At 38.1% G+C, this 20,092-nt stretch carries 19 protein-coding genes; 5 read left to right on the top strand and 14 right to left on the bottom strand.

Annotation, left to right across the window (positions count from 1 at the left end; translation table 11 throughout):
- Positions 1 to 21: 21 nt before the first annotated feature.
- Positions 22 to 1,950, bottom strand: a complete 1,929-nt coding sequence (locus IQ236_RS06635; protein WP_456107201.1) for a transglycosylase domain-containing protein — start codon at positions 1,948 to 1,950, stop codon at positions 22 to 24.
- A gap of 259 nt (positions 1,951 to 2,209) precedes the next feature.
- Here IQ236_RS06635 and tyrS point away from each other — a divergent pair, with 259 nt between their 5' ends.
- Complete coding sequence (gene tyrS / locus IQ236_RS06630) at positions 2,210 to 3,460, top strand: tyrosine--tRNA ligase (protein WP_193868520.1); 1,251 nt, start codon at positions 2,210 to 2,212, stop codon at positions 3,458 to 3,460.
- A 105-nt stretch (positions 3,461 to 3,565) separates the two neighbouring features.
- On the opposite strand, the gene IQ236_RS06625 is transcribed toward tyrS, so the two are convergent.
- The 4 genes from IQ236_RS06625 to IQ236_RS06610 form a co-directional block, all read right to left on the bottom strand.
- The gene (locus tag IQ236_RS06625; protein ID WP_322744093.1) at positions 3,566 to 4,138 is read right to left on the bottom strand and encodes a Uma2 family endonuclease; all 573 of its coding nucleotides are present in this window, start codon (positions 4,136 to 4,138) and stop codon (positions 3,566 to 3,568) included.
- A 78-nt stretch (positions 4,139 to 4,216) separates the two neighbouring features.
- Positions 4,217 to 4,789 carry a Uma2 family endonuclease gene (locus IQ236_RS06620; RefSeq protein WP_228041461.1) on the bottom strand — a complete coding sequence of 191 codons (573 nt, stop codon included), beginning with the start codon at positions 4,787 to 4,789 and terminating at the stop codon, positions 4,217 to 4,219.
- 334 nt (positions 4,790 to 5,123) lie between these two features.
- The gene (locus IQ236_RS06615) at positions 5,124 to 5,696 is read right to left on the bottom strand and encodes a Uma2 family endonuclease (RefSeq protein WP_322744092.1); all 573 of its coding nucleotides are present in this window, start codon (positions 5,694 to 5,696) and stop codon (positions 5,124 to 5,126) included.
- Between the two features lie 289 nt (positions 5,697 to 5,985).
- Complete coding sequence (locus IQ236_RS06610; protein WP_193868519.1) at positions 5,986 to 7,389, bottom strand: GUN4 domain-containing protein; 1,404 nt, start codon at positions 7,387 to 7,389, stop codon at positions 5,986 to 5,988.
- A 262-nt stretch (positions 7,390 to 7,651) separates the two neighbouring features.
- On the opposite strand from IQ236_RS06610, the gene IQ236_RS06605 reads away from it, so the two are divergent.
- Positions 7,652 to 8,872: an RNA-guided endonuclease InsQ/TnpB family protein gene (locus tag IQ236_RS06605; RefSeq protein WP_193868518.1), complete on the top strand. Its 1,221-nt coding sequence runs from the start codon at positions 7,652 to 7,654 to the stop codon at positions 8,870 to 8,872.
- Positions 8,873 to 8,918: 46 nt separating this feature from the next.
- Here IQ236_RS06605 and IQ236_RS06600 read toward each other — a convergent pair whose 3' ends face one another.
- Together IQ236_RS06600 and IQ236_RS06595 are read right to left on the bottom strand one after the other, a co-directional pair.
- Positions 8,919 to 10,091: a GNAT family N-acetyltransferase gene (locus IQ236_RS06600; protein ID WP_193868517.1), complete on the bottom strand. Its 1,173-nt coding sequence runs from the start codon at positions 10,089 to 10,091 to the stop codon at positions 8,919 to 8,921.
- 27 nt (positions 10,092 to 10,118) lie between these two features.
- Complete coding sequence (locus tag IQ236_RS06595) at positions 10,119 to 10,829, bottom strand: RibD family protein (RefSeq protein ID WP_193868516.1); 711 nt, start codon at positions 10,827 to 10,829, stop codon at positions 10,119 to 10,121.
- Positions 10,830 to 11,151: 322 nt separating this feature from the next.
- Between IQ236_RS06595 and IQ236_RS06590 the strand changes: the two genes are divergently transcribed.
- Positions 11,152 to 11,853, top strand: a complete 702-nt coding sequence (locus IQ236_RS06590; RefSeq protein ID WP_193868515.1) for an SDR family oxidoreductase — start codon at positions 11,152 to 11,154, stop codon at positions 11,851 to 11,853.
- A gap of 172 nt (positions 11,854 to 12,025) precedes the next feature.
- Positions 12,026 to 12,199, top strand: coding sequence for a hypothetical protein (locus IQ236_RS06585; RefSeq protein WP_193868514.1), 174 nt, complete (start codon positions 12,026 to 12,028; stop codon positions 12,197 to 12,199).
- Positions 12,200 to 12,204: 5 nt separating this feature from the next.
- Here the strand turns inward: IQ236_RS06585 and IQ236_RS06580 are convergent, their stop codons facing one another.
- The 3 genes from IQ236_RS06580 to IQ236_RS06570 form a co-directional block, all read right to left on the bottom strand.
- Complete coding sequence (locus tag IQ236_RS06580; RefSeq protein ID WP_193868513.1) at positions 12,205 to 14,175, bottom strand: tetratricopeptide repeat protein; 1,971 nt, start codon at positions 14,173 to 14,175, stop codon at positions 12,205 to 12,207.
- Between the two features lie 221 nt (positions 14,176 to 14,396).
- Positions 14,397 to 15,269 carry a 6-carboxytetrahydropterin synthase gene (locus IQ236_RS06575; protein ID WP_193868512.1) on the bottom strand — a complete coding sequence of 291 codons (873 nt, stop codon included), beginning with the start codon at positions 15,267 to 15,269 and terminating at the stop codon, positions 14,397 to 14,399.
- Positions 15,270 to 15,510: 241 nt separating this feature from the next.
- Positions 15,511 to 16,896, bottom strand: a complete 1,386-nt coding sequence (locus IQ236_RS06570; RefSeq protein WP_193868511.1) for an ATP-binding protein — start codon at positions 16,894 to 16,896, stop codon at positions 15,511 to 15,513.
- Between the two features lie 251 nt (positions 16,897 to 17,147).
- Here IQ236_RS06570 and IQ236_RS06565 point away from each other — a divergent pair, with 251 nt between their 5' ends.
- Positions 17,148 to 17,510, top strand: a complete 363-nt coding sequence (locus IQ236_RS06565) for a hypothetical protein (protein WP_193868510.1) — start codon at positions 17,148 to 17,150, stop codon at positions 17,508 to 17,510.
- Positions 17,511 to 17,730: 220 nt separating this feature from the next.
- Here the strand turns inward: IQ236_RS06565 and IQ236_RS06560 are convergent, their stop codons facing one another.
- Genes IQ236_RS06560 through IQ236_RS06545 form a run of 4 tightly spaced genes read right to left on the bottom strand, consistent with a single transcriptional unit; the run spans position 17,731 to position 19,842 of the window.
- Positions 17,731 to 18,216, bottom strand: a complete 486-nt coding sequence (locus IQ236_RS06560) for a DUF3368 domain-containing protein (protein ID WP_193868509.1) — start codon at positions 18,214 to 18,216, stop codon at positions 17,731 to 17,733.
- A complete protein-coding gene (locus IQ236_RS06555) occupies positions 18,216 to 18,458 on the bottom strand; it encodes a UPF0175 family protein (RefSeq protein ID WP_193868508.1) in 243 nt (80 codons plus the stop codon). The genes IQ236_RS06560 and IQ236_RS06555 overlap by 1 nt, the downstream gene beginning before the upstream one ends.
- A gap of 52 nt (positions 18,459 to 18,510) precedes the next feature.
- Complete coding sequence (locus tag IQ236_RS06550) at positions 18,511 to 19,104, bottom strand: Uma2 family endonuclease (RefSeq protein WP_193868507.1); 594 nt, start codon at positions 19,102 to 19,104, stop codon at positions 18,511 to 18,513.
- A gap of 54 nt (positions 19,105 to 19,158) precedes the next feature.
- Positions 19,159 to 19,842: a J domain-containing protein gene (locus tag IQ236_RS06545; protein WP_193868506.1), complete on the bottom strand. Its 684-nt coding sequence runs from the start codon at positions 19,840 to 19,842 to the stop codon at positions 19,159 to 19,161.
- Positions 19,843 to 20,092: the final 250 nt, after the last annotated feature.

The raw sequence follows: 20,092 nt of genomic DNA, 5'->3' as shown, positions 1-20,092 counted from the left end.
GAAGCTGAACTGGATTCTGAATTAAGGTTTGCTATAAGCCGAAGCCGGTTTAAAAGAAGTGGCGGGTTTGCCATCTAACGCTTGTAACATAAAGTCACGCCAGATCGGAGCCACAATGGTTCCTCCCGTTGCCCCATAGGTTAAGGGAGTATAATCATCATTACCCACCCAAACAGCCGTTGCTAAATCGGGAGTATACCCAACAAACCAGATATCCCGTTCAGAAGAGGTTGTTCCAGTTTTTCCCGCCGCCGGACGTCCGATTTGGGCACGAGTGGCTGTCCCGCTATTAATTACCCCTTGTAACACGCTATTGAGAGACGCCACAGCCCATTGATCCAAGACTAATCGCGGTTTCGGGGTATTATCCAATAAAATATTGCCTTGACTATCGGTGACTTGGACAATAAACGTCGGTTCAGAGTGCCAGCCATCATTAGCAAAGGTGGCATAAGCTCCGGCCATTTCCATCGGCGTTAAATCCACTGACCCCAAAGGTAGAGACACAACAGGTTCAATGGGACTCTTAATCCCTAAAATTCGACAAACCTCAATCACCTGATTCAGTCCGACTTCTTGACCGAGTTTCACCGCCGGAACATTCAAGGAATTTTCTAAGGCTGTACGAATACTCACCGCCCCAGAGAAACCCCCTCCGTAGTTTTGGGGGGAATAATAGCCATAGCCATCGGGATAACTCACGGGCGTATCATAAACCGTTGAATTCGGCCCATATTTGCCCGTGGCAAAGGCTGAATAATAAACAAAGGGTTTAAAGGCAGATCCCGGTTGACGCAACGCTTGAATGGCTCGATTATACTGACTGGTTTTATAATCAGCCCCCCCGACCATCGCTTTGACAAAATGGGTACGGGGGTCAATAGAAACTAGGGCAATTTGGCCATTTTGTAAACTGTTATAAACCCCTTGATAGTATAAATTTTCATGCCATTCACTGATGGTTTTTTCTGCCATCCGTTGAAAATTCATATCAATGGTGGTTTGAATTCGCATTCCGCCCTTCAGCACCGCCTCCCGACCAAAGCGTTCAGAAAGTTCCTGAACAACAGCTTCCGTCACATAGGGAAGACGGCTACTGCTAAAGGAGGTAATTTTGCCGACGAGCAAGGTTTGTTTCTTGGCTTGGGCTTCTTCTTGGGGGGTAATCCACTGAAGTTCCCGCATCCGCTTCAAAACCGTAAACTGTCTTTGTTTCGCTTTTTTGTAATCCACAAACGGACTATAATCTTCCGGGGCTGGAATTAAACCCGCCATCATCGCCGATTCAGCTAAGGATAAATCCGCAGCCGATTTATTAAAATAACTTCGGGCTGCGGTTTCCACACCATAAAGGTTATGACCCCAATAGACTTGATTGAGATACAGTTCTAAAATCTCATCTTTTGCTAAAATCTGCTCCAAACGAATCGCCATCACCGCTTCTGCGGCTTTACGGCTAATGGTACGATTCGGGGATAAAAATAGGTTTTTCACCAACTGCATCGTCAGGGTTGAACCCCCTTCAACGGTGTTACCCGTTTCTAAGTTAGCAATAAACGCCCGAACAATTCCCGTTGGGTTAATGCCTTTGTGATAGTAAAAATTGCTATCTTCAATTGCAAGCACAGCCCGTTTCAGATGGGGTGAAATCTCGTTGAGGGAGACGACTTCCCGGTTAGCTTCATCGTGGAGGCTGGCCAGAGGAACCCCTTTAATATCATAGATATGGGTGGTTTCTGTCGGAACATAGTTCTGTAATACCCGCACATCCGGCAAATTACGGAAACTGACAGCCAAGCCGACCAGCCCTCCGGCAACAACAGAACTGGTTAACATCGTAACACCGAGTAAGGTTCCGGCAGTTACTTTGCTAACAGACTGAACAAAGTCAAACAACGTTGATGGGTTGTTGACCTGAACCTCCTGTGGGATTGTGTTAGTTGACGACACGTTTAATTTACTCCCTCAATGAAAACAGGGCTACAGAACCTTTATGGCTTGCAGATAGAAATATTAACTTTTTTTGAGCTTCCAGTGATAGCATATAACGCAGTTAAACCCTAGAAACAGATTTCTTTAGGCCTGAGTTGAACAAATCTCCTCCTAGTTGAGCGGGAAATGATAGAATCCCGAAGGTACGGATCAAATTTTAATTCCGGGATCAAGGTTAACGGATTTTACCCTAAATTGGCAAAAGAATTTTAAGATCATGGCTGTGAGTCAACCTTCTGTAGAACTGGAATCGGCGATATCTCTACAAAATTTTCCCACCCTTCGCCGAGGGATTACTGAGATTTTTCCTGAAATTATAAGCTCTGGGAACCCCGATGAGAATTTAGGTCAACGATTATTGACAACAAATCGACCGCTACGGGTTAAATTTGGCATTGATCCCACCGCGTCGGATATTCATTTGGGTCATAGTATCCCCATTCGCAAGTTACGCGCTTTTCAGGATGCGGGTCATATCGCTGTTTTAATTATTGGGGATTTTACGGCTAGAATTGGTGACCCGACAGGAAAATCCGAAGTCCGCCGCCAATTAACCCCGGAAGATGTGCAGAAAAATGCTCAAACTTATTTAGAACAACTGCGCCCAATTTTGGATTTTGACACCCCCGGACGGTTGGAAATTCGCTATAATTCGGAATGGTTATCAAAATTAGATTTAGCTAAAATTCTGGAATTGTTAGGAACAATGACCGTCGGGCAAATGTTAGCGAAAGAAGGTTTTGCACTGCGGTTTGAAAAGGAAAATCCCATTTATTTACATGAATTTCTCTATCCGTTAATGCAGGGTTATGATTCCGTTGCGGTGGAAGCGGATATTGAAATCGGGGGTACGGATCAAAAGTTTAATTTAGCCGTGGGACGAGATTTACAACGGCATTTTGGACAAAAACCTCAATTTGGTTTATTAATGCCAATTTTAATTGGGACGGATGGCGTTCAAAAAATGTCAAAATCCCTAGGAAATTATGTGGCATTATCGGAAGATCCGTTAACGATGTATTCTAAATTAGAGAAGGTTCAAGATCATCTATTAAACCAATATTTTGAACTGTTAACCAATCTTCCCCTCGATCAATTACCCAAAAATCCTAGAGACAAGCAAAAATTATTAGGATTAGAAATAGCGTCTCAATTTCATGGCAAAGAAGCGGCGTTAGAAGCTCAAAAAGCCTCTTTAACCTTAGTTCAAGGGGATGCAAAAACAGCAGAAGCGGTTCCTGAGTTTTCCTTAGCTGAGATTCAATTTCCGGCGAAGTTATTTTATATTCTCAGTGCGAGTAAGTTGTGTAAAAGCAGCAGTGAAGCGCGGCGAGAAATTCAAGGCGGATCTGTTAAGTTAGATGGCGATCGCATTTCTGAAGTTGATTTAACATTTAATACTATTGATGAATTAAAGGGGAAAGTTCTGCAAGTTGGGAAAAAGAAATTTATCCGTTTAATTGATTAGTGCTTGGAATACTAATTTTGAAGCTCTGCCTCCATTCTTATAGTAAGAGGCAGAGCCTCCTTTTTTCATTTCTAGGTGGAACCTAGAAACGAGGGCGAAAAAAGTCTAAAAAGGATTTAAAATTTGTTCAACTGTTAATTTTAATTCAGGAAAAGTTATAGAATTTATCGGATCTTTTTGGTTCATTTCTATAACCTCATATAAACCAGAAACTAACGTTAAAATTGATAGTTTTAAGTCTTGAGGGTCAATAATCCAATATTCAGAAATACCTAATGCTGCATATTCTGAACGTTTATAACGATAATCATCATCGGGGTTATTGGGACTAACAATTTCAACCACTAATAAAGGGGGTTCTTCGAGAATAGCTGAAGGTAATGTTCTGAGAAGTTGACGCTGAGTTTCTGTCATAATTAATAAATCAGGAATGCGAGATTTTCTAATTCCGGTTCTGACTCCCACAGTTCCTGGTTGCACAACCCAATCTAACTGTAATCGTTGAATTTCTGCTTTTAAGATATCATAGATTAAGCGTAAAATTTCAGCGTGTAAACCACTAGCAGGAGGCATGGGAATTAATTCTCCATTGAAAAGTTCATATTTGAGATCCGTATCATCTTTATAATTGAGATAGTCTTCAAAACTGTATTTTTTAGTAACGGTTTGCACCATCATGAGTTCCTAGCCTCTAATGGGGTATAATTTCATTATAGCAAATTTTATCAAATTATTAAAACACGGAAGTCGCCCCTATTATAAACTATTTAAAATTTGTTTAACAGTTAATTTTAGTTCGGGAAAACTAGGAGAATTTATCATATTTTCTTCCGTAAATTCTAACCCTTCATATAAACCAGAAACTAAGGTTAAAATTGAGATTTTTAAGGCTTGGGGGTCAATAATCCAATATTCAGGAATACCTAACGCCGCATATTCTGAACGTTTATAGCGATAATCATCTTCTGGGTTATTCGGACTAACAATTTCAATCGCTAATAATGGAGGATCTTCTAATATTGCTGAAGCCAAGGTTTTTAACCGTTGAACTTGGGTTTCATTAATAATCACTAAATCTGGAATACGAGTTTTTCTGATTCCAGTTCTTATCCCTATATTACCTGGCATCACCACCCCTTGTAAATTTAACCGTTGAATTTCTGCGGATAAACTTTTAAATAAAAACAGAAGAATCAAAGCGTGTAAACCACTAGCAGGAGGCATCGGAATTAATTCTCCGTTGAAAAGTTCATATTTGAGATCTGTATCATCTCTATAATTGAGATAGTCTTCAAAACTGTATTTTTTAGTAACGGTTTGTACCATCATGAGTTCTTAGCCTCTAATGGGGTCTAATTTCATTATACCAAATTTTATCAACTTATTAAAACCTGTAGGGGCGGGTTTATTTAGGTTAATTATTATTAACAAAAATCCCGGCAAACCCGCCCCTACGCTGTCGGGTTAAAAGCCTTATATGTTACCGTTTACAAGTCTGGACGCGAGAGAAACCCTCAATTCGTAGGATGGGCTATGCCCATCTTACAAATTGAATAGAATAGAATGGGCATACATTTTACAAATTGAATAGAATGGGCATAGCCCATCCTACAATAATTTAGTTAAATTTAAGCCTCAAGTAGTTTGAGAGCATTTAATCATCTTAAAAAGGATTTAAAATTTGTTCAACTGTTAATTTTAATTCAGGAAAAGTTATAGAATTTATAGGGTCTTTTGGTTTCATTTCTATAACTTCATATAAACCAGAAACTAACGTTAAAATTGAGAGTTTTAAGTCTTGGGGGTCAATAATCCAATATTCAGAAATGCCTAATGCTGCATATTCTGAACGTTTATAGCGATAATCATCTTCTGGGTTATTCGGACTAACAATTTCAATCGCTAATAATGGAGGTTCTTCGAGAATAGCTGAGGGTAATGTCCTCAGAAGTTGACGTTGAGTTTCTGTCATTACTAATATATCAGGAATTCGGGATTTTCTGATTCCTGTTCTGACTCCCACAGTTCCAGGTCGCACAACCCAATCTAAATTTAAGCGGCGGATTTCTGTTTTTAATTGTTCTTGTATAAAATCAATAATATCCGAATGCCATCCGCTTGCGGGAGTCATCTGAATTAATTCTCCGTTGAAAAGTTCATATTTGAGATCCGTATCATCTCTATAATTGAGATAGTCTTCAAAACTATATTTTTTAGTAACGGTTTGTACCATCATGAGTTCTTAGCCTCTAATCAGGGTGTTTAAATTGACGATTCCAAGAAACCCGGTTTCTGCCTTAACATGAGCTACTAATAGAAAGCGCAATTAAGAAACCCGGTTTCTGACCTCCACCCACACCTCCAAGAAACCGGGTTTCTGCGTTAATATGAGCTACTAACAAAAAGCTCAATTCAGAAACCGGGTTTCTGACCCTATCGGAAACCCGCAACCCTATTAATCCCCTGTAGGGGCGAGGCGCGCCTCGCCCTTACGCTGTCGGGTTAAACGCCTTATATGTTACAGTTTACAAGTCTGGACGCGAGAGAAGAGATTTCCCTCCCCCACCAAAAAACCAAGTTGTCCCTAGTCCACTCCTAGTCCAAGAAACCCAACCCGTCCAACCCGGGAGGTGGCCTTCAGGTGATGTCTCCTCAAATTTTAGATCGTAGTCACACAACCAGCTATCTCCAAAACGCCAACCAACCTGATCACCAAACGCTTCCCAGATTTTAACATTAACTATCGAACTCCGGGTTCCTCCCAGACTTTGATAGATGCGCTTCTGTACCGAAAAGCCAAAGCGTCCATTGCTATATTTTACCCAAAGTTGGTCAATAGTTCGTAAATCCTCACAGGGAAAATTATCAATATCTTCTTCACTTAAAAATTCTTCCTTTGTTCTTCCTGCTACTTCATACATTTTTTCAGCCGTTTCTTTATCAGCTTCTTTCCAGTTTCCGGCTTTTAAAAGTTGTTCTAATTGATCATAATTAACACCTTTGGCTGACTTTAATTCTATATTGGGTTGGGGTGTTAGTGGTGATATCGGTTTTGCGTTTAATTGTAAAGCATCTAAGACTTCTTGAGCCGTTTGAAAACGTTTCTTTGTTCCTTGTTGTAACAGTTTATCTAAAACTTGACTCAAAGTATTATTGACTTTAACCTTTACATAATCTCGCCACACCCAATCACTTTCACTAACATCAAATAAATCAAAGGGTTGAATATTCGTTAATAAATGAATACAAGTCACTCCTAAACTATATAAATCACTAGCAAAAGTTGGTTTTCCGACTGCTTGTTCGGGTGCGACATATCCCGCAGATCCAATAACTGTTCCTGTGACCGCTAACGCTGTTCTAGTGGCTGCTTTGGCTGCTCCAAAATCGACTAGAACTAATTTATTATCGCTCTTTCTTCTAATAATATTCTCTGGTTTAATATCTCGATGAATTACGGGTTTCTGGTGAATAAACGCTAAAACAGGTAATAAATCTCCTAAAATATTAATAATTTTAGTTTCTGAAAATGCCCCAGTTTGAGCTAATTCTTGTAATAAATTTTGTCCTGGAATATATTCTTGAACTAAATATTGACGATGATCTTGGATAAAATGGGCGAATAATTCAGGAATTTGTTGATGTTTGCCTAATTGTTCTAATTGTATCGCTTCTTGCTTAAAAAGTTCTTCAGCTTTTTGTTGATTATTCGTACCTTGGGCTTGGGGTAAAAATTGTTTAATTACACAATAGGGTTGAGAGGGTTTATCTTCATCAACCGCTTGAAAGGTTCGACCGAAACCCCCTTGTCCTAATATTTTTAACGCCCGATATCGTTCCTTTAATAGTAGCTTAGAACCACATTTTTGACAAAAATTTGTAGTATTGGGATTAGGGTATAAACAATCAGGGTTAAGGCATTGACTCATGGTTCAGGACTGGGGTGAGGATGGGACGATGCAATTAATTCGATATTATCATAATTTTAGCGATCGCTTTTCCCCCGTAGTAAGTCCTTCAGGACTTTCAGCCCTAAAGGGCTTACTACAAATTAATGTAGGGCTTTTTAGCTTCTTCCGCATGCGTGCCCCACGTCTGACCCGTAGGGCAGCGTGGGATGAATTGCGGTAGAGGTCTGTGCAACTCACCGATGACTTATTATAATAAAAAAAGAATAGGAGGTGATTTAAAGTGTTGAAAGCAATTCAGGTTAGACTCTACCCAACATCTGAACAAGAATTAGCATTGGCTAAGTCGTTTGGTTGTGCGAGATGGTATTGGAATTTTGCCTTAAATGCCTGCATTCAGCACTATCAAGAAACAGGAAAAAGCTTAAAACTAGCAACCTACAAAGGAATGCTCCCTCAACTCAAAAAAGAATATTCTTGGCTTAAGGAAGATTGTTATTCATCGGTTCTCCAATGTGTAGCAATCAACCTAGATAAAGCCTATAAAAACTTTTTTGAAGGACGAGCTAAATTTCCGAGATTCAAATCCAAACATCATAAGCAATCAATCCAATATCCCCAGAGTGTTACTGTTAAGGGTGAATATCTAAAAGTCCCCAAAATTGGTGATGTAAAAGCAGTATTTCACCGAAAAGTCACAGGGAAGATTAAAACGGTAACAATCTCTAAAACTTCAACTGATAAATACTTGGCTTCAATTCTGTGTGAAGTTGAAGGAAGTGATGTTAAGCAGTCAGGAAATAAAATTATCGGGATTGATCTGGGATTGAAAGACTTTGCAATTGTCCATGATGGTGATAGCGTAACTAAATATGCTAATCCTAAACATTTATATCGTCATCGGAAAAATCTAGCCCGAAAACAGAAAAAACTCTCTCGAAAAACCCAAGGGAGTTCTGCGAGAGAGCGATTCCGAAAAATTGTAGCTAAGGTTCATGAGAAAATCGCCAATTCCCGCCAAGATTTCTTGCATAAATTGTCAAGAAAGTTGGTAGATGAAAGCGTAGAGACGCGCCATGGCGCGTCTGTACTTGTCATTGAAAACCTCAATGTCAAGGGGATGGTTAAGAACCGGAAGCTATCAAAATCAATATCTGATGTGGGATGGTCCATGTTTGTCAACTTCATAGATTACAAACTGAAACAGAAAGAAGGCGAACTGATAGAAATTGATCGCTTCTTCCCTAGTTCCAAAACCTGTTCGAGTTGTGGTCATGTACTAGATGAGTTACCTCTGAATATCAGAGAATGGGATTACCCTAACTGTCATACTTATCATGACCGTGATAGTAATGCCTCACTCAATATCAGGAACGAAGGTATCAGAATTAAAAACCAAGACGGAGGGAACCCCGTTTCTGCTGAGGGAGCCTGTGTAAGACTGGATAACCGCAAGGTGAAAGGGCATCGGGCTAAGAACTCAGAAGCCCACGCTTACTCGTAGAGAAGCGTGGGTAGTTCACATTGTATTCAATCAACCTACCTATTTTCTATTGACTAAAGGGTAAATCCTGATTAATATAATCAATCTCCTGTTGTTCCATAGCGTTAATTCTGCCAATATAAGATTGCAAAATTTTAGACAAGCGTTGATCATAAAATCGATGTAAACTATAATTCGGTGTGGCTGGAAAACCTCGGCGTTTTTTATGACGACCTCCAGCGCCCGGATCAAAAATAGAAATCCCGTTATTAATTGCCCATTCTATGGGAGAATAATAACAAGCATCAAAATGTAAACAATCAATATCTTGAACACTTCCCCAATAACGACCATATAAGCGATCGCTTTTTGTTAAACAAAAGGACATTCCCACGGGTTGATGTTGATTCGTATCATCAAACGCTGCAACAAATACCACTCGATGGCGATAATTATGATGTAATTCTTCAAAAAATTTGCGAGTTAAATATTTACTGCCCCACCAACCAAATTTATCACAGGTACTCGCATAAAAGTGATACATTTGAGAAAAATAGCCTTTAGGAATTTCATCTCCTGTTAGGGTTTGGAGTTGTAATCCGGCTTGATTGACTGCTTTACGTTCCCGTTTAATATTGCGCCTCTGATTGGCATTAAAACCTTTTAAATAATCATCAAAGGTTTGATATCCTTGATTCTGCCAAATATAACTATGGTGTAACCAACAAGCAAAACCCAACTTTTCTAACATCGGTTTCCAGTCGGGATCAACATAGAGAAAATTACAGCCAGAAATTTTATTTCCAATGCAAAATTGATCAATAGAATGCACCATTAACCCTGTAATTTCTTCTTCATTTTCTCCGGGTGCAATCATAAATCGATAGCCTTCTGCCGGAGTAAAGGGTGACATTCCTAATAGTTTGGGATAATATTCAATTCCTAATTGATGGGCAACATCCGCCCATTGATTATCAAAAACAAATTCCCCGCGACTATGCCCTTTAACATATAAAGGTGCAATTCCAACTAATTGTTGATCCCGCCATACGGTTAAATGATGGGGTAGCCAACCTGTGCGTCCAGTGGCACTTCCTGATGATTCAATATTATGCAACCAATCCCACTCAAAAAAGGGCGTGATTAAGGGTTGGGCAAGGGCATCCCACGCCGTCTGAGGGACTTCGGCAACCGTATTAATCCAACGGGTAGAATAAGAGGATGTTAAGGGTTTCACCATGTTGTCTCAAAAATGATTAGGGACGCATTATTCCTGTAGGATAGTGTAACTTACTTGATAATGTAAAAACACTTCCTGGCCAACAGTTTTAACCTCTAATAATTGCAAACGGGGAGCAACAGAGGATAAAAATCCATCCCCATCGACGGGAGTTGGTGAATTTTTCCCTGCTAAAATTAACGGACAAATCGTTAACCAGAATTCATCAATTAAATTCTGTTTTAATAAAGTAGAAATAAGTTGACCTCCGCCTAATATTCCTAATCGTTTTAATCCGAGTTTCTGTAATTTCTCAAACGCTATTACCCAGTTAATTTGATTAAAATTATTGTCAGCAATGATAATTTTTTCAAACCCTTCTGTTGTTTTCCATAATTCTTGACCTTTTGTTGTTGTTAATAACCAATGGGGAACAGGTTGTTGAAAAAAACGAAAATTGGGATTAATCTTTCCTGAAGCAGACACCACAATTTGAACAGGTTGAGGCGATTTTCCTTGTTGTTTTCGCGTTTTCAATAATTCAGGATCGGTAATTCTAATTGTAGTTTGATAAGCGTTTAAAGTTCCAGCACCGAATAAAACCCCATCCATTTGTGCAACTTGTTGTTCTAAATGTAGTTTATCTTGTTCAGATCCAAACCGAGCAGGCGATCGCCATTCATCAGAAATTTTACCATCGGCACTCATGGCTAAAATAACAGTGGTATGGGGTCGGTTTATCAGGAGTTGAGAATTCATAGAATATCTAAATAAAAATAGTAAAAATCCCAATAAAAAAACGTTGATCTAGCCCCTATAAAATAATCGCTAATGAACCTATAGCAATCCCAAATAGGTGTAATATTTTATCGTAGGGGTTGGGTCTCCCAACCCAGGTGCCAAGAGGGTTGGGAGGGACGCCACCCCTACAGAAATTTTTCACAAATCCTACACGGATTGCTATATTTCCTCATCTCCCCTATTAACTTGACTTTTGATTGACTACTTAGACAGATGACAAAATCGATTAACTCTGCTTTAAAATTAAACTATCTGTTTAATTTCCTGGGAAAGCAAAATTATGTCAAAAATTGCTATTGTAACGGGTGCAAATCGAGGAATTGGATTTGAAACCTGTCGCCAACTGGCTCAACATTCGATTAAAGTCATTTTAACCAGTCGTGATTCCGAAAAGGGAAAAATAGCAGCCGAAGAACTTAAATCTCAGGGATTAGATGTGATTTCTGCTCCTCTAACCGTGACAGAAAAACAAAGTAGTCAACAGTTAGCAGAATGGGTTCGTCAAGAATTTGGTCGTCTTGATATTCTTGTTAATAATGCTGGAATTTATCCTGACCCTCCCGAAAACAATATTTTAAATACCGATTTAGAAACCGTTCAATTAGCAATTGAAACTAATGTTTATGGAGTTTTACTGGTTTGTCAAGCCTTCATTCCTTTGATGCAAATTCACAACACGGGACGAATTATTAATGTGTCTTCGGGAATGGGTCAACTTAGCAGCATGGGAAGTGATGCGGTCGCCTATCGCCTGTCTAAAGTTGCCTTAAATGGCTTAACTACCATTTTAGCGGCTCAACTGCACGGAAGTGGGATTACGGTCAATTCTATCTGTCCAGGGTGGGTTAAAACTGATATGGGTGGCCCGAATGCACCTCGTACCCCCGAACAAGGGGCGGATACGGTTGTTTGGTTAGCGACCCGCACTGATGATACACCAACCGGAGGATTTTGGCGCGATCGCCAACCGATTCCTTGGTAATTTCACGGTTGTTGTGATCTTAATCACTCAGTAATCCGATCCTAGTCTTATTGTAACTTTGATTTAATACAGTGGTTTTAGCGATCAAATTCACGAAGGATTGAGATTGTTACCACAGAATTATAGAAATTACGCAGACATGATTGAGGGGAATCACCACTGTATTAAATCTATGCCATCTCAATCCCAGCCACTTGCTTATATTCCTATTTCTCAAACTCTACAACCCCGTTTTTATCGGCGCTCAACTCAATGGGGTTGTCCTGCAATTGAACGCCAAAGATTTGATCTGTTGGAAGTTCATTTTGGCATTTTGAAGACTATAATTTTAACAGGGGAGGGTTAGGAAGATTAATTAATAGCAGGATTTTTGGCATTTCTGAGTTCTTTTTGAATAGAAATTGCTTTTCCTAACGATGAAATAGCTTCAGGATATTGTTTTAATTTAGATAATAAAGAACCGCGATAACGCCAGGTTTCTGCATCATCAGACTGACAGGAAAGGGCGGCATCATAGGAAGCCAAAGCTTCAGAATATTGTTCTAATTTTTCTAAACACATTCCTTTAGAACGCCAGGATGCTGCGGAATCAGGTTTTAAATTAATGGCTTGTTCATAAAGAATAATAGCTTCTGCATAGCGTTGTAATTTTACTAAATTTTCTCCATACTCAAAACAAGCTTCATAACTATCCGGTTTAATTTGGATGGCTTTTTGATAGGCATCTAAAGCTTCTGAATTTCGATTTAATTTCCCTAAAAGATTACCTTTATTCTTCAACAATTCAAAATGATAGGGTTTTAAATCCAAAGCTTTTTCTAATGCTTCTAATGCTTCTTCATAGCGTTCTAAAGCTGATAAAGCATTGGCTAGATTCGACCATAATTCCCATTTCTCAGAATTGAGTTTAATAGCTTGTTGATAGGAAGCGATCGCTTCTTCATGGCGTTGTAACTTTGCTAAAACGTTACCTCGATTGTGCAGGATTTCATATTTATTAGGAGAAATTTCTAAAGCTTTATTATAAGATTCTAAAGCTTCATCAAATCGTTTAAATTTTCTCAAAATAGCCCCTCGATTATGCCAGGATTCATAATCATTAGGTTTGATTTTAATCGCTTGATCATAAGATTCAATAGCTTCGTTATATCGTTGTAATCGAACTAAAATATTACCTCGATTATACCAACCTTCATATTTCTCAGGGTATAAATTTAGATATTCTTCATAAGCAATCAAAGCTTCGTTATACCGTTGTAATCGACCTAAAATCGTTGCTTTTTTAAACCAAGCTTCCCCTAACTGGGAATTCGTTTTAATTGCTTGTTCTAAACAATTTAAAGCCTGATTCAACTGACCTTCGTGTAAGAAAGCTTCCCCTTTTTTTAAATAATCATCCGCAATCATAGATTCAGAAGATTGAGAAGGTTTCGTTGTTTGTACAACAGTAGAATCAACTAATTTTTTAGGTAAAGATTCTCTTGAATGGGGAGAAGCAGATAAACCATTCAACGAAACGGAAGTTTCAGGAAGGATAAATTGTTTCGTTTCTCTCGTTTTTTCTTCTAATTCTTTTAACGTTTTCTCTTTGAGGTCTTGAACCTCAGAAATCATTCCTTGTAACCGTAAAACAAATTGAGATTTGAGAGTTTCTACCTGTTCAATCGAAGATTTAGAAACCTTGGCTTCCCGATTTAAAAAATTAATCGATTCCTGGGCGGTTGTAATTTGAAACTCTAATTCTTTAATTAACTGTTGATAGCGTTGTTTAGACGCTTTTAATTGGGCTTCTAAATTATCAATATGATTTAATTTTTTCTGGGCTTGAGTGACAATTTCTTTAACAATCAAACGACGGACTAACCAAAAGAATAAAATTGTTATACTAGGAACTAAGGTAGCAACAATTAATAAAGTATTCAGTAAGGTAATGGTTTGACTAAACTCATAATTTAACGCGGAACTCGGACTCAGTTGTGCAACAGAAATCGGGCTTTTCATCTGGCTTTGAGGTTCCCCATTACTGATTTTAACCAATTCCGCTAACCAAGTTTGATCAAGTACATTTGTGATCGATACAGAGGTAAGATCTTTTGTAGAAAATTCCGTTGAGGAAAAGGACGGACTTTCGATCATTTCGGGAATACTAACTGCTAAACTAGGAACTAATGCCATCATCTCGACCGGATTAGCAGCTTGACTCGATTCGGAAGCATGAGGTAAAGCATTTGTCGCCTGATTAGGAATAGGACTCGCCTCAGTTGAGGAGTCTTGAGCAACAAAAGCCGCTAAGGTTAAAAGGGTAACTGTCGATAACCGCATAGGTGTCAACTCGTGTGGGATGAAAGTTTTGCCAACCCTTTACAAAACTCAACAACAGGAAAGGGATGTGGAATTTGGGTGTGCTAGTCTATATTACGAATTGACAGAGCTTTGTCAGGATTTTAGAACTGATACAGAAACCGGGTTTCTTGACCAAAACTCCTGATTTTTCCAAGAGATGATGACTAGAAACCCGGTTGCTTGAGTTTTCAACCCCCTAATTAAACCTTAGCTAATACAGGTTGTTTGACTTGAAGTGTTTTAGACTCAGATTCTGGATTTGTACAATAGACTTCACAGGAATTATTCGGACTTTCAATCAATTTAACTTTATGCAATTTTGCCCCTAATTCTTGAATGGGGTTTTGCAATAAATCTCGAATATGAACCGCAATATTTTCAGCCGTTGGCACAACTTTAACAAAATGGGGAATATCTTTATTTAAAAACGTATGATCAAAGGGTTCTACCACATAATCATCAATGGCTTTTTGTAACTCTTCTAAGTCTACAATCATCCCCGTGCGAGGATCAATTTCCCCTTTCACGGTAACTTCTAAATGATAATTATGACCATGACCGTTAGGGCGGGCACATTTGCCATAAATTTCGCAATTTTTCTCAAAACTGAGGTCAGGATGAGCCAGCCGATGGGCGGCGCTAAAATGTGTACTAATGGTTAGATAAGCTTCCATGCCGTTTCCTTGATAGTCTGCCCAGAGTTCAGGATGTTCAAATAGTTGAATATTCGTTAGGGGAAGATGGGGGGCTAACCGATGCCAAATTGCCCGTGCTAGAGCTTCCGTAGTGGGTAAGGTTTGCTGAAATTCCGGCCAAACATCATTAAGATGGGCGAAGTCTAAATGGTCGGTAACTTCCTGTTTTAGGGTGTGTTTGACATCGGACAGGTTTAATACCATGCCATATTCATCGAGTTCTCCCACCATTGACACATACAAAACATAGTTATGTCCGTGTCCAGGGGCGCGGGATGCGGGGCCAAACCGCTCAATATTCTCGGTGGCGCTCAATTCGGGCAACCAATACCGATGACTAGCGGAAAATTGCGCCCGACGAGTGATCACGCATTCCATAAAATGCAAGCCAGATTGCTGTTGTTAAGTTATGTAAATTTATTCTAAACTTTTTTGATGACAATTTCAACTTTAATTGAATCAAAATCCTCACTATGAATTATTCCGGTTTGTGATATAGTAAGCCTAAATAGATTTTATAAAAGAATTAAACCCATTATTAAACCTAATAAATAACCCCATTGCTTTGTAGGGGCGAGGCGCGCCTCGCCCCTACCCTTTATTGGATTTACAGTAATTTTTACGACGGATTTAGACTTGCTATATATTGTCTGATCACAGCAGGTAAACAATAAAAATGCTCTTGCTTTTCTAACCAACACCGTCTGAATAGAGATTGTAAAACGTTGAGTAAATCTGAGGAATGAATTTGTCTTCTTTGCAAAAGTTGGGCTAAATTTAAAAGTTCATCATCCTGAACTAATTCTAACATTACTTGTTTTTCCAGAGGAGATAAACGATTCAATTGCTGTTGTAAATTATCCTTTAAACTTTGAGGTAAAAAAATAGTATTATTTTCAATAACTTCTTCAAGCAAATCTTCGACTTCCAGCAGCGAATTTGCTATAATATTTAACCATAAAGGATTACCTTGATATTGATGAATAATCCTGCTTAATTTTTCTGGATATTTTAACCCTTGCTCTCGGATCAAATTTTCTACTGTTGTTGTTTCTAATCCCTGAATAGTTATCATTTTAAATCGAGAATTTGATCTTTTAATTTCTGCTAATTCTCTAGGTTGTTCCCAACCCATAAGCAGAAAACAACTTTGATGGGTTAATTCTTGTATTTTTTTAAATAAAGAACAAAAATCTTGATGTTGAGGTTGATATTGTCCAGCTAATTCACCCGAACAAAAAAGATGATGCAGATTATCAATAACAATTAAACAGCGATGATTTTGTAAAGATTTGATCAGTTTTAAACGGTTGCCGTTTTTTGCAGTTGATTCCTGTTGTGTTTGTTGCTCAAATAATTGAAATAATTCGGTTTGAAATTCAGTAAAAGTAGAGTAATTGTCTAAATTATACCACAAAATATATTCAAAATCATATTTGATTTCTGGTAAAAGTTTAACTGCGAGTTGGGTTTTGCCAATTCCACTAATACCCGTCATCGTAATCAAGCGACAATGTTCTTGTAAAATCCAGGTTTTTAGGGTTTCGAGTTCGGAAGTGCGATTATAAAAAACCCCTAACTCTGGCATTTCACTTAATTCATGATGTAGGGTTGGTGCTTGTTGATAGTTAAATACTGGATCAGTTGATAAGTTAGAATTTTGTGAGGTTGATAGATGTACAGTTTCTCCACAGAAGGTCACATTACTATTGTGGTTATGATGCTGCTCTAAATGTGAAACAATTGATGGTTTTTGCCTCTCCATTGCAGATCTTAAATTTGATTTACTAACTTTTTCTCCTAACTGCTGTGAAAGAAGTTGCCATAATTCCATGCCGACTTCTCTAACCCGATCCTCAGAACGATTAACAGTTTTGGCAATTTCTTTGTAGTCTTCATCATCCCATGTTCCCCGTAGAATCGTTTCTTGTAAATCATTTAGATGCTTACCTGTTCCCGCAAATATCAGATCATCAGCAAGTTTTAACACGTTCTCAAGATCCATAAAGTCTGGCAGATTTCAAGGTTAGTTATAGTGTACCCCACATTTCCCCATATTGTCCAACATTTCCCCCTATTTACCCATTTTATTTTAGGTTGTTTTCTTAAAAATTCCCAATACTTACCCAATTTTATTCAATTTATTAAATAAAAATTTATTGTTATTTTAGAGATAGCTTAAGCTGTTTAAACTCTTACTGATTTCCGATTCAAGACAAGAAGCGTTTGTGTAATTAGCAACATAAAATAGTAATTATGGCAGCACGAAATAAGAGACAAGCCAGACAAGAAGCACGTTCGGCTATTAACAAATGGGCTTTAGGTTTTGCAAGTGTAGCTTGGATTCCTGGTTCTCACTATGTAATGACCGCAGGCGATGTAACAATGGTGATTCAAGTTGGGTCAATTTTTGATGTTGACTTGGATAGGACAACTGCTGGAGCCGTATTTACTACGGTCGCGGCTCCACTTGTTGGTAGTAAAATTGCACACTCAGTCCTTGACTTTGTTCCTGTTATAGGTTGGGCAGCAAAGTCAGCCGTGGCTGCTGGAGTTACAAAAGCTGTTGGTGAAGCCCTGATTCATTATTTTGACGGTTGCTCCAATTTGCCGGAATAATAATATTACCCAACTATTTCATATCTTGTTAATGTTGGGTGAAGGAATGAAAACCAACCTAAAAATAATATTCAAGTGCGATCGCTTTTTATTATCAAAGGCGATCGCAACTTGTTCAAAACTTACATAGCAACCAGGTTTAATAAAAAAATCTTGTTTCAGTCGATCAATAAATGTTATCTTGCGTTTTTGTAACGTTTACATTTTCAGAATCATAAACCTATTCATTTGCTGCTATTAAAACATCTGCGTAGAGTTTACTACTCACTCGAAAATTGGCTTGAGAGATCAAATCATCCATCACAGGTTTAATTTTTGTAATTAACCCTTGCTGTTTCGCACTCAACAGAACACCAAACACTCCAATAATTTTTAATCCTTGGTTTGTCGCTACTTGTCTACCTAAACGCTCATCGATCAGCAGTCGACTTGCATTTACTTCAACAGCAAGAGCGATCGCTTCAGCCTCTCCCAAATTTATACTATTTCGTAGTTCGTTTACTAATTCTTGATTCTGAATAGGTTGTATTTTTAACAAAATTGCTGATTTAACTGCTTCAACGACAGTCTCTCCAGCCCTCTCATCCAGTAATTCATTATGAACCGCAGTAGGAATCAGAACTGTTTTATAGAGTTGTTCTAAAAGGTGAATTTGCCCAACTTTTGCTAAATTTGAAATGGGCGAAGTGTTGCTCACAATTATCATTACAAACCGACTTCCTGAACTATTTTAAGATCTTCTTTAAATTCAGCTACATCATAATGAACACAAAGACCCCGATCAGCTAGTAATTTCTGAAATTGCATTCGATGTATTCCGAGCAATTCACTTGCTTTTCCTAAGCTAATTTTGTCTTTTTGGAACAGCATCATCACAATTTCCAATAAAAGTTCCTGTTCTGATAAGCCACTGGCTTGTATAATTTCATCTGAGACTAACATACTCATGGTTATTACTAAAGTTTGGTTTAAATTATAGCATTTTTAGGATTTTTATATTTTAACCGACATTCCAAATTTCTTGTAAATCTAATACAAACCCCGGAAGCACATCTTCCCCAGATAAATTAACCGGAGATTGTACAATTTCTACTTCTTTTCCGAAACGATAAATTTCGACGCGCTGATTTTGAGGATCGATTAACCAACCGAGTTGAGCACCATTTTCCAGATACTCTTGCATTTTTTCTCGGAGGGTTTTAAGAGTATCGGTTTCTGAACGTAACTCAATCACAAAATCGGGACATAGGGGCAGAAATTTCTTTTTTTGTTCGAGAGTTAAAGCATTCCATCGTTCTAATTTAACCCAAGATAAATCCGGTGCTCGATCTGCACCATTTGGGAGTTTAAAACCTGTTGAAGAATCAAAGGCTAATCCCAGTTTAGTTCGTTTATTCCATATTGCTAACTCTCCAGCTAGGTTAAAATTACGATTTCCGGTTTCACCCCCTGTTGGTGACATAATAATTAATTCTCCTGTTGCTGATCGCTCAAATTTATAGTATCGGTTATTTTGACAAAGTTGAAAATACTGTTCATCCGTTAAGTCGATTTGCAATTCTAGGGGATTCGGTAAAGAAATTATTGTATCCATAACGGTTGCAATAAGCTTAAAATATAGCTTAAACTATAACACTTTTTTTAAAGACTAGGAAATCTTTTTCATTTCTTCCTGCGCTTCTTGACGTAAACGAGAGGCAATCCTAAAAAATTCTTGACCGGTATGTAAAGAAGAATCATCATAATTAAGGGTGAAAGTTTCGAGTTCATTGAGTCCATCATCTAAATGATTTAGGGTATAATAAAGATGAGCAGCAACTCCAGCGACAGGAGACGGATTTCGTTGAGAACGGAATAATTTTTGAGCTTGCTGTAGAGTATTCCGACAAATCTCAATATAGGTTTGAAAAGCTTCCATTAATTCATCATCAAAGGGATCGGCAGATAATTTATTGACTTCCGATTTTAGAGGCTTTAAAATTTTATTAATCGAACGATTAATGGGTTTATAAACTTTATTAATCCAAACGTTTAATTCTGCATCCGCTTCTGTGGCTTTTTGTTGTTGTTTTTTATAAATAGAGGGTTCAAAACCGTTAGAATATGAATTAACTTCTAAACCCAGTTGTCGATCATAGGATTGGCGTTTCTGCGGATCACTTAATACTTCATAAGCGGCATTAATCTGAATAATTTGGTCATGATCTGCTGATTGAGTTTGGCTATCAGGATGAAAGATTTTGGCTAATCGACGATAGGCTTGTTTGATTTCTGCGGGTGTCGATGTGGGGTTAACTTGTAACGTACTATAGTAATTTTTGAGCGTAGTCATACCGATTGATCTAAGATGAATTACAAATTCCTATACGATGGATTTTAAGCCGTCTTGATTGTAGCACTATTATCCTATGATGGCTACTGTTTTTCTCTATTTTATAAAATTTTACTTTTTTCACAAAATCTTTAAGTAACGAAAAATGATCTATAATATTTTTGGCGAAAAAATCGGGTTTGAGTTTAATAACCTAAACCTAAACCAAAATAGATTAAAAAGTAATGTCAGTATTTTAACCCAAGGATTC

This window comes from Planktothrix mougeotii LEGE 06226 (assembly GCF_015207485.1).
Classification (GTDB): Bacteria; Cyanobacteriota; Cyanobacteriia; order Cyanobacteriales; family Microcoleaceae; genus Planktothrix.
This window is presented reverse-complemented; position numbering and strand designations above follow the sequence as displayed.

Bases quoted from the DNA above. Each gene is read 5' to 3' on its own strand.
- tyrS (WP_193868520.1), top strand. From the start codon at position 2,210: ATGGCTGTGAGTCAACCTTCTGTAGAACTGGAATCGGCGATATCTCTA.
- IQ236_RS06625 (WP_322744093.1), bottom strand. From the start codon at position 4,138: ATGATGGTGCAAACCGTTACTAAAAAATACAGTTTTGAAGACTATCTC.
- IQ236_RS06620 (WP_228041461.1), bottom strand. From the start codon at position 4,789: ATGATGGTACAAACCGTTACTAAAAAATACAGTTTTGAAGACTATCTC.
- IQ236_RS06615 (WP_322744092.1), bottom strand. From the start codon at position 5,696: ATGATGGTACAAACCGTTACTAAAAAATATAGTTTTGAAGACTATCTC.
- IQ236_RS06610 (WP_193868519.1), bottom strand. From the start codon at position 7,389: ATGAGTCAATGCCTTAACCCTGATTGTTTATACCCTAATCCCAATACT.
- IQ236_RS06600 (WP_193868517.1), bottom strand. From the start codon at position 10,091: ATGGTGAAACCCTTAACATCCTCTTATTCTACCCGTTGGATTAATACG.
- IQ236_RS06595 (WP_193868516.1), bottom strand. From the start codon at position 10,829: ATGAATTCTCAACTCCTGATAAACCGACCCCATACCACTGTTATTTTA.
- IQ236_RS06590 (WP_193868515.1), top strand. From the start codon at position 11,152: ATGTCAAAAATTGCTATTGTAACGGGTGCAAATCGAGGAATTGGATTT.
- IQ236_RS06585 (WP_193868514.1), top strand. From the start codon at position 12,026: ATGCCATCTCAATCCCAGCCACTTGCTTATATTCCTATTTCTCAAACT.
- IQ236_RS06580 (WP_193868513.1), bottom strand. From the start codon at position 14,175: ATGCGGTTATCGACAGTTACCCTTTTAACCTTAGCGGCTTTTGTTGCT.
- IQ236_RS06575 (WP_193868512.1), bottom strand. From the start codon at position 15,269: ATGGAATGCGTGATCACTCGTCGGGCGCAATTTTCCGCTAGTCATCGG.
- IQ236_RS06570 (WP_193868511.1), bottom strand. From the start codon at position 16,896: ATGGATCTTGAGAACGTGTTAAAACTTGCTGATGATCTGATATTTGCG.
- IQ236_RS06565 (WP_193868510.1), top strand. From the start codon at position 17,148: ATGGCAGCACGAAATAAGAGACAAGCCAGACAAGAAGCACGTTCGGCT.
- IQ236_RS06560 (WP_193868509.1), bottom strand. From the start codon at position 18,216: ATGATAATTGTGAGCAACACTTCGCCCATTTCAAATTTAGCAAAAGTT.
- IQ236_RS06555 (WP_193868508.1), bottom strand. From the start codon at position 18,458: ATGAGTATGTTAGTCTCAGATGAAATTATACAAGCCAGTGGCTTATCA.
- IQ236_RS06550 (WP_193868507.1), bottom strand. From the start codon at position 19,104: ATGGATACAATAATTTCTTTACCGAATCCCCTAGAATTGCAAATCGAC.
- IQ236_RS06545 (WP_193868506.1), bottom strand. From the start codon at position 19,842: ATGACTACGCTCAAAAATTACTATAGTACGTTACAAGTTAACCCCACA.